Annotated in this window: 10 protein-coding genes; 9 read left to right on the top strand and 1 reads right to left on the bottom strand. The window is 42.6% G+C overall.

Annotation, left to right across the window (positions count from 1 at the left end; translation table 11 throughout):
• Positions 1-155 precede the first annotated feature (155 nt).
• On the top strand, positions 156-620 hold the full coding sequence (locus tag R7Z10_RS23400) for a hypothetical protein (RefSeq protein ID WP_318106217.1): 465 nt from the start codon (positions 156-158) through the stop codon (positions 618-620).
• Positions 621-678: 58 nt separating this feature from the next.
• Here R7Z10_RS23400 and R7Z10_RS23395 read toward each other — a convergent pair whose 3' ends face one another.
• Positions 679-1,482 (bottom strand): WYL domain-containing protein, encoded by an 804-nt coding sequence (locus R7Z10_RS23395; RefSeq protein WP_318106214.1) that lies wholly within the window; start codon positions 1,480-1,482, stop codon positions 679-681.
• 302 nt (positions 1,483-1,784) lie between these two features.
• On the opposite strand from R7Z10_RS23395, the gene R7Z10_RS23390 reads away from it, so the two are divergent.
• The 8 genes from R7Z10_RS23390 to R7Z10_RS23355 all read left to right on the top strand — a co-directional run bounded on the left by R7Z10_RS23390 (position 1,785) and on the right by R7Z10_RS23355 (position 9,568).
• Complete coding sequence (locus R7Z10_RS23390; protein WP_318106211.1) at positions 1,785-2,042, top strand: hypothetical protein; 258 nt, start codon at positions 1,785-1,787, stop codon at positions 2,040-2,042.
• Positions 2,043-2,344: 302 nt separating this feature from the next.
• Positions 2,345-2,518: a hypothetical protein gene (locus R7Z10_RS23385; RefSeq protein ID WP_318106208.1), complete on the top strand. Its 174-nt coding sequence runs from the start codon at positions 2,345-2,347 to the stop codon at positions 2,516-2,518.
• Positions 2,519-2,673: 155 nt separating this feature from the next.
• Entirely contained in the window at positions 2,674-3,828 is a 1,155-nt protein-coding gene (locus R7Z10_RS23380; protein WP_318106206.1) for a hypothetical protein, read from the top strand.
• A gap of 513 nt (positions 3,829-4,341) precedes the next feature.
• Entirely contained in the window at positions 4,342-5,082 is a 741-nt protein-coding gene (locus tag R7Z10_RS23375; protein WP_318106203.1) for a hypothetical protein, read from the top strand.
• 210 nt (positions 5,083-5,292) lie between these two features.
• Positions 5,293-6,150: a DNA polymerase gene (locus R7Z10_RS23370; RefSeq protein ID WP_318106201.1), complete on the top strand. Its 858-nt coding sequence runs from the start codon at positions 5,293-5,295 to the stop codon at positions 6,148-6,150.
• 20 nt (positions 6,151-6,170) lie between these two features.
• Entirely contained in the window at positions 6,171-7,619 is a 1,449-nt protein-coding gene (locus R7Z10_RS23365; protein ID WP_213899453.1) for an ATP-binding protein, read from the top strand.
• A 240-nt stretch (positions 7,620-7,859) separates the two neighbouring features.
• The gene (locus tag R7Z10_RS23360; RefSeq protein ID WP_065274159.1) at positions 7,860-8,861 is read left to right on the top strand and encodes a PIN domain-containing protein; all 1,002 of its coding nucleotides are present in this window, start codon (positions 7,860-7,862) and stop codon (positions 8,859-8,861) included.
• A 38-nt stretch (positions 8,862-8,899) separates the two neighbouring features.
• On the top strand, positions 8,900-9,568 hold the full coding sequence (locus R7Z10_RS23355) for a hypothetical protein (RefSeq protein WP_318106196.1): 669 nt from the start codon (positions 8,900-8,902) through the stop codon (positions 9,566-9,568).

Below are 9,568 nucleotides of genomic sequence, written 5' to 3'. Positions count from 1 at the left end.
GTGGAAAGACAGGAACAGTACCGGAAAAGACAGGAAAAACTCCTAGTCGTATTAAGCTGAAAATCGAATTTATATTATTGAATTGTAAGAGCCCTTACTGGATTCGTCCGGTGGGGGCTTTCTTATTTCTAACCCAATGAAATAAAGGAGTTTCTATGAACCAAGCCAAAAACAGCAGGAAGAATGCAGATGCTGACACATCTAAAACCACATCAGTAGACAATCCATTCTCTACCATTCTCAAAACAGGTGAAGCACCCAAACTAGGGTCAAAGGCCCAAGGAACGGTGCTCTACGAGATTGCTCAAAACAGCGAAGACAACCAACTCTACTTGCGAATTGCCGGACAAAGTGGCGGGGCAGGATTGCATTCAAAACAATGGATTCTGCTCAGTAGTCTGCTAGACCTTATCGAATCACAGGGCGACAAACCATGGAAAAGTCAGGTGTATAAATCTCTCTATTCTTCCGGCTCAGCCAACAATCAAGGTTTCTGTGCTGCAATCGCTCGGGGCCTTAATCTGGCAACAAAAGCAGAGTCATCTATTTATCTGCACATCAAATCGAAAGATTACGATGAGCAAAAAGCTGACCTATTAGCGCTCGTACAGAAGTCATGATGGGGCTCTCGACGTCGTCGACGAAATGACGACGCCGACACCGCTCATTAAGTCAGTCTCACGAACAGGTCGAGAGATAGGCTTCGATTTCTCGCATCAACGCCTGTTTTACCCACAATGGAGAAATGATATCGATACTCGGTATCCAGGACTTTAGAACTGGCATCAGGGAATGTATGTCCGAGGTCTGAATGCTGATAAGCGTTGAACCATAGCCCAGTTCTTTCAGGGGGCGGATAGTCAGGTGATGTTCGGTTTCCTGATAATCGCGAATACGCCCCGAATCAATCTGAGCTATGACTTCTATAACACCGTGAGCCTGCCAATGTAGCTCTTCTCTGGTCAGCTTCTCGGAGAGGATAGGTGAGGGAGTATAAATATCATCGTGCCGGATTATCTCAGCAATCTCGGCCACTCGAAACGAATGAGGCTGTGTTCTCTGCGCGGCAATCAGATACCAGTAACCCCGCTCGTTAATGAGTTGGTAAGGCTCCATCTGATGATAACGCCGATTATGAAAAGTCAGAGTCAGCGTATTTCGCTGATGAATCGCATCCGCAATCAAAACTAAGGTATCCCGAAAGCGAGCTGAATCCTCGATAGGAATATGGCGGAACAGTATGGATTGTGTCTTATGGTTCAGCGCCTGAGTCATGGTTTTCCTATCTGGAAACAGCTTATCAATACCCATGTTCGATAGGGCATGAAGAGCTTTGTGAGCTTTAGGGTTACGATGATCTAATTGCTTCAGGTAGTAATAACCCTCTTCTCTTTCGATAGGCAAAAACGCCAAGCGATTGAAGTCCCGAAGTACGGTTCTCTCATGCACTCCGAATTCCTGCTCTAAGTCGATAAGGCTCAACTTCTCTCCCGCATACAACCGGGAAAGAATCTGACTTAATCGGTAGGCTAACTTCTCGCTCTTATTCATGACTCAATAATGTAGTGACTCACTGACAGGTGGTGTCAGCCCTCATTATTTCGTGGTCGCTAAGAATAAGTGACCGATTTTGTTATAGGTTTCATAGCCCAAGAAACCTAAGCCCTGCCTTTCTTCCTCAACATCATTTAACTGACTGACACAACCTGTCAGTCCTAATCATCATACTAATTAACAACCGTGCTCCTACGCTGAGCATCGTCATCATTCAAGGAAACAACACAATGAGAAAATCAATCATCCTGCTAGGTCTAACGTGTCTATTCGCTACCACGTCATCATTCGCTGGCGGTACGTTCGGTGGTAATCCTGCCGACATTTCGAAGATAGAAAAATCCTGGAATGGGAAAGCAGGTAAACAAGTTTACTCTCAGTCTGGCCCACGTATTGAGTGGTATGCCGATGCCTGTGGAACCATGAATGGCAAAGTCATGGATGCAGCGAAATGCGGTCTAGATACCCCTAAAGATAAAGCACAATAAGTTTCGTTGCGGAGCTTGGCTCAAGGTACATCGGTTTCGAATTGGACTCTCTAGGCCGAGGTATCAATGAGCTTCGCAACACCCCATTACTTCATCCAATAAACGATAAGGAGTCTTTATATGACGATTAAATCAATCACAACCCTAGTAACAACCTGTCCGGCATGTGGTGAGCGTGCTTATGATGATGGTAGTTGTCAGGTGTGTGGCCACTCTCACTAAGCAGTGTTACAAAAAAAATAGAGGACCATGTTCTTTACTGAACATGGTCCTTTTTCATATCTATATAAAAGAGGTAAAAAATGCAAAGCAGAACCTTTTCACAATCATCATCCCAATCCAAAAAGAACACAGGTATTCGTGTGGCTAAAGTCGGAGCTGCTATTGGGGCTAGGTATGGTCCATATGGGGTATTAATCGGTGGTCTAGCTGGTTTCGTAATTGGTGTCGTCGCCGACGAGGTTATAGATGATTGACGGGCAAACTAGGTGAGCAGGGGGATAACCTCTGCTTTTTTTGTTGTCGTCGACGTCGGTTCGTAATGCGTCGACGACGCTAATTTATTGCTTTATGGAATAATTTGAATTCGTACAATACGCCTTACGTTAATGAATCAGAGTGAGATGTACTGGTGACAGAGTTTTTTAAAATACCGGAGGACGATCCGGACTTGGAAGCGTTTGAACGCTTGATTGCTGATTTTCACCCTTGGTACAAACGTTTCAAGAGAAAGTCAGAAAACAGACCAAGTTATAAGCACAAAAATTTCTCACAGAAAGCATTCGAATATGGACCATATCCAGGTAGTGATGATCCCTATTGTACTTTTGCCTTTACCTTTTTTAACAATGACCATGTGAATAATTACTTGTGGGATTGTCAGCTCTTTTTCGAAAAACCTTATGGGAGAAAGAAGGAGCAAGGAGTTGAAAAGGTTAAAAATGCTTTTGAGCAATTAGTTCAAGATAAGGAGTCTAGGCTAATCAAAGACTTGTCTGAATTGGCTGGAAGGTGCTGTTATGTTTGGTTCGGCATGGTGGGTCAGTTTATCCTTGAAGGTAAAAGACATATCGATGCCGATTTGCAGCAATGGATAATTAATGAGTGCCAGCTGATTGGAGAGCAATTATGGGAGCTATCCAAATCCGATGAGCTAGAACATGGAGAACTGAGCACCTTGGATACGCATGGACGATACGGTGTTTTAGCCAAAGTGCTCTTACAAGATTATATGAATTCAAGAGAATCTCATCTTCTTGGCTACTTAAAGTACTGGGTAAGAGTGAGGTTGAAGCAGAAAAAAACTAGAGAGTTTGCGATTAAGTCAAGATCTTATGTGACGAAAGAGTTTGCGTTGACGCTTCCAAGGTATATCGATGTTGTTCTTGCCCACTCTCTGGTCAATAAGTTGAGTATGCGCGCAGAAACGCCGCCGTCGCCGACAGACTTTATTTACAAAGAGATTAGTAAAAATAAATTCGCAAAATCTAAAGATCTTCGTTCACAGTATCGGTGGCTATTCATAAAAGCATGGCTGTACGCTTACCTTAATCGATATGATCTAACTCTATCCCAAGCTGCTGATGATATCGCAAGAGATGATGATTTTTTCTATATGTCTGATATGCAGCAATTAGGTGAGCAAGATAGTGAATTGACTGATGAGGAAATCGTAAATGCTCGTTTTCTTGATCTAAAAAACAATTTCTCAGCTTGGAACAACAATAAACAAGAAAAGGGCTATATTCACAGTCAAATCCTAGCCAGCAGTAAAGACCAAGCTTAACAATAACCTCATTCAATCCACTCAAGGAGAAGCAGTAATGCTTCTCCTTTTTTTGTCTCAACAAACCCGAGCGCAAATGACAGCCGAATACCAATCAATTTTATACATTGGCGAAACAGCGGGAAGGCTTCTGTAGCAAGGGATGAGACAAATCTAAGCGCGTATGACAGCCAGTGAAAACCAAGTTCTATAAAGTTCAGACATAGCAACAAGGTATCGAATTGGAAGCGAAGGTGAAAGACAAACCTGAGCGCGTATGACAGCTATCAAACTCGGCTTCTTGTTTAATACAAAACACGCCCTGAGCAGTGGCTCAACGGGGGTAAATATAAGCCTTTAAACCATCGGAATTCAATCAAAAAATTTCCGTAAATGCTCTTTAACAATCTGGAAAGTAACGCTCTACGATTTTTGAATGTTGATTTAGTAACTTAATGGGTAGCTGCATGGCTGCCTATTGCGATGCTGAATTAAACCGCATCAATTTCTATTGATAACTTAGGAGAGAATGAAATGAGTCTATTTGAAAAACTAAATGCACAGGCTGAAAAAGTAGCTAACTTCAAAGCGCAGATTCCTAGTAACGCATTGTCAAACATGATGCCGTCAGATGGTGTTCCATTTATGACGAAGTCTGAAGTACAAAAAATGCTAACGATTGAGCGATACGATGACGAGACAGGATATAAGTATACATATTATGTAGATGCAGATGTCGCGGAGTCCTTGCCGAAAAAAGAGGTCTCCCAAAAGGTGCTTCATGTTCTGCAAACGACTAAAAACGATATTCGCTTTGTTCTATTGAGTAGCAACCCTTCAAACTCTTGGAACCGCAGTAAATTAGATGCGGTGAAGGTGAGTGATGAGGGTGCGGTTATCTCCGTAAAACGTAACAAAGAGGCTGGTGTCTATAGTTACTCGGTTGAGCATGATATTGCCCCATTCGATGTTGATATGTCTCTTGTAGCGAAAGCTTTTGATGAAACGTTTGGTGGAGAGTATCACATCGATTCCCTAGAACATCCTGTAGCTCAAGCGTTGTTGGAAAATAAAGGTGAGTTCGTTGACGTCGTCGACGGAGATACTGAACAAAAGCAAGCGAGTAATGACGACGCCGACGCTGAAAGAGTGAAAGATCCTTCCGAAGATGGAATTTTCTCTGACGACCCAGAGCCGTTAGAAGAATTGGAAGAAATTGAAATTGAAGATGAGATTGACCTTGATGATTTGGATTTCGATGATATTGCAGCATGAATCGCAATCGCACGTTATGGTCTGGGATCACATACCTATGCGCTGAATAAACAGTTACTTGTTCACTCAGCGCAAGGTTACCTACCTGATTATATCGCTCAAGAGGTTAAATCTGTTTCGAGCTTCCCCCCTTTGGATGTTCAACGTCGTATTACGCGGCATATAGAGCATCTAAAGAGTAGAGAAGCGATTAGAGTAAATCGTGCCGCAATGCTTCAGCGAATTGGTTCGTACTCACAGAAGAAATCGGGTACAAGCCAATTTGTAGCTAAGCAATATCAAGGCATTGTTAAAGCACTAAACACAGATTCTACCGGGCATTGGTATCGTCCGGTCGTCTCGGCTTTTCATACTAAAACAGGTCGTGATCATGCTCTTGGTTCTTCTCTGAACCAAGTTCCTAAGCAGTACTGGAAGTCTGTACTGAGCCCACCTAAAGGCAGTGTTTATGCCCTTTTAGATTACCAGCAACAAGAGCCCATGATTGCCGCTTATTTTGCGCAATGTCAGGTGCTCATGAATTGGTACCAAAAGGGGGACATATACAAGAATCTCGCTCAGTTAGTTGGCGGCCAATTTAGCCGTGACCAGTGTAAGCAAATGCTCATTGGGCGTTTATATGGTATTGGTTATCAGACACTCGCTGAAAAACTGGGGATTGCGTTGAGTCGAGTTAGATCTCTGTCTAATGAGCTATCTCGTCTTATTTACCCAATTGACAGCTATCTCGCTAGATCTGCCGATGTTATTCGACATCAAGGCTTCGCTCGTTCCTTAGATTGGAAATACACCATTTCGGATTCGGACGGGCAACTCTCGCTAACTAATTGGAAGATTCAAGCAACAGGTGCCGACATTATGCGCCGAGCCTGTCTACGTCTTGATGATGCCAACATTCCACTTCTACTCACCAACCACGATTCGTTCTTGGTGAGGTTAGAACAAGCACAATTTCAAAACCAATTGGATGCGGCAACTCAGGCTCTCACCGACGCCGCCGCCGATGTTCTAAATGGTTTCCGTTTAAAAGTGGCAGTCGAAATGACGCTGCCATCCCAAGAAAAATAGTATTAAAGGAGATTTTTACAATGGCTGATAAAAATGTATTCGTAGAGTTTTTAGAGCAGTTTGGTCCTAGTGTTGTTAAGCAGGACGAGTCACGTACACCATATTTGATTGAGCATACCGGAGAGTCTAAGCAAGCAATCCCATTAGATTCTGATAAGGGAGAGCAGATGCTGCGTAAGTTCGCTAAGCGAGTAGAGTTAAGATTGGTTGGTAAAAACGTGAAAGATGCATTCGAGGAAGTCAAAGCTATCGCATGGGAGCATGAGCAACCGTTGATTAAACCTCAAATTCGATATGGTATAGCTCCGGGAACTAAAACAGTGACCATTGACCTATCGAACGGTCAGATTGCTCAACTTAGCGCTCAAGGTGTTGAAGTGTTGGATACAATGCCCGCAAGTAATGAGAATCTTTATTTTCAGCGACCGAGCTTTCAGTTACCAATGGTTACTCCTAAGTTGCCATGCGATGACACCAAATCAGCCTTGGCCAAGCTGAGAAAGTTCATTAACACCGATACGAATACTTTCTTCTTGCTGGTAGCTTATATGACTTACTTAATGGCTAACCCTAAGGCGAAAGGTGTTCCTTACCCTATCTTGATGATTCAGGGTGAAAAGGGGGCGGGGAAAAGCTTCTTCTGTAATAACGTGCTTCGTGGTTTGCTAGATCCTAGTGCAGTATCTGGCTTATCAATGCCTTCGGAAAGTAACTTTATTAAGACAATTAATGGTATGTCTCTGGTGGTTATCGACAACTTGAGAAAGTTGACCCGTAATCAAAGTGACCTGCTATGTACGGTTGCTACAAAAGGCACAAAGCCAGTAAAAACCTTGTATAAGACCTCAGATGTAACTCTTCTTGAGTTGCATAGTCCATTAATACTAAACGGTATTCATGATTTTGTTAAAGAATCCGACTTAGCTTCCCGTTGTCTCCGAGTCAACTTGGAGCCGATGAAGAAAGGCAATCGACGTCCTGAACAAGAGCTGAAAGCTGAGTTAGAAGCATCGATGCCAGAGATATTCGGCGCCTTACTGACTCTCGCATCCAAAGCGTTGGCAGTATTGCCTGATGTTGAGGTGATGCACGAAGCTCGCATGATGGACTACGCCAAATGGATCGGAGCGCTAGAAAAAATCTGGAAACTTCCAGAGGGTAAGCTGCAAAAAGTGTACGAGAAGAATGTAGAGTCGCTGATGGCGTCGGGCATGGCAGATGATAGTCTAACTATTGCTTTTACGGCATTGCTTAAGAAAGCTGGAGGTAAGCCGTGGAAGGGCAAACCTTCCGAGCTTCTGAATAAGCTTCAAGAGTTTGAAGAAAGCATGTACCTACCTAAAGGTGCAGCGGCGTTGTCAGCAAAGATTAAGGGGCAAGAATCGAGCTTGAATGCCAATGGCATTTACTTCAAGTTTGGACGAGATGCAGAGCGTTACATTATGGTATCAGATAAACCTTTGATTTAATCAACACATCCGGCATCGGTGGCTTTGGTCATCGGTGCCGGATTTTTTGTTTTAGTGTCATCGTTGGCGGTTGGTGATAGACGTCGACGACGACAAGATTACTGAGAAATTTATGATAGCTCGGTGTGTAACTTCAATCCTGTTGCCTTATCTTAAGTACTAACTGTGTCATATGTATCAAAGCGCTTATTGGTTGTGCGTTACAATAAGCATGCAATGGATTAGTTCAAGAAGGAACATATGCACTATTTGTTTATCGATACATGTATTTGGCTCAACCTAGCAAAGTCAAAGAATCAATATGCTCTGGTGGAAACATTGGAGCATTTAGTTGAATCAGGCCAGGTTGAAATAGTGGTCCCTGATTTAGTAAAGAATGAATTTTCTCGGAATCGAGATCGAGTTCTTGAATCAACAAGGCAGCAGGTCGGAGCCGAATTCCAGAAAATAAAAAATATCGTTAATGCATATGGAGGGGAAAATAAATCTACCACGATAAGTGAACTAAATGATATTGGCTCTAGGTTGCCAATACTTACGGAAGTAACGGGTTACATGGCTGATAGGCTTACAGCTTTGATGGAAAGTAGTCGGCAACTTACCGTCTCTGAGGGAATAAAGCTAAAGGCTGTTGACCGTGCATTAAATAAATTAGCTCCCTTCCACAAGTCAAAAAACAGTGTTGCAGATGCAATCTTGATTGAATTGTTTCAAGACTTTAAGTCCACAATTTTGGATGGGGAATTTCATTTTATAACCGACAATTACTCTGATTTTAGTTCCAAGGATCGGCGGGAACCTCACTCTGATTTTTCTTCTATATTTTCGGAGAATGCTCATTACCATCTAGATATTGTTGATGCGGTAAAAAATATTTCTCCCGATATGTTGGAGGAAATTGAGTTAGAGTTATCTTGGATACAGGAAGATACCCGTGGACTTAATGAAATTTTGGACTCTATAGAAGAGCTAACTGACAAAGTTTGGTACAACCGACATATGTATCGCGCCCATATGATAGAACAAGGTCAAATTGAGCTTATCCCCGAAGGAACTGTTAGGAATGGAAATAATATCATTCACCAACATATATGGGATGGTGCTTTAGTTTCAGCCGACCGGGTAAGGCAAAAATACGATGATGTTGGCCCTTGGGATGACTTTGAGTGGGGTATGATAAATGGGAAGCTTTCTGCTCTAAGATGGTTGCTGGGTGATGAGTGGGACATGCTGGATACTTAAAGCTATATTGACTAATTGAATTCTCCTCGGGGGGAGTAATGGAAACTCAAATAAAAGCAATAATTCAGAAAGCTGAGGATACGTATCAGACTGCCCGATTTGGCTATGACGACCTTGTATCAACTTCACGTCTTCGTCGCTTCTCTGGTTTAAGAAACCTTATCGTATTTGGACGTTCGGTTACTTTTGTTGTTCAAAACCTGAAAACACCTGTTGGTGAAGAGGCATTTAACGAGTGGTACATCCCTTTACAAGAAGAAATGAAGCAGGATGTTGTCATGAAGTATTTCGTTACGCTCAGAAATGAGATATTGAAGCAAGGCAAGTTACCTATTAGCACATCTGTCACGGCAACTATTTCATCTGGTGATATTGCGAAGCTTGGGAATCCTCCTCCAGGGGCACAAAGCTTCTTTATCGGTGATCAATCAGGTGGAAGTGGTTGGGTTATTGAGCTAGCAGATGGTACTGAAGAAAAGTATTACGTGGAAATTCCAGAAAGTATGGCCAAAGTGCAGCAACATTTCAGTGAGTTGCCTGTACCAGAGGAAGACTCTTTAAAAACCAAGTCTATTGAAGAGTTGTGTAGATATTATCTTGAGAAGTTAGAAAACTTAATTGATGATGCAAAGCTAACATTCTTAAATGATCAGACTCAAAAAGTTGGGAGTATTCGATTACCTTCATACTTACGAGTTGTGAAATAG

The organism is Vibrio sp. Vb1018 (assembly GCF_033338775.1).
Classification (GTDB): domain Bacteria; phylum Pseudomonadota; class Gammaproteobacteria; order Enterobacterales; family Vibrionaceae; genus Vibrio; species Vibrio alginolyticus.
This window is presented reverse-complemented; position numbering and strand designations above follow the sequence as displayed.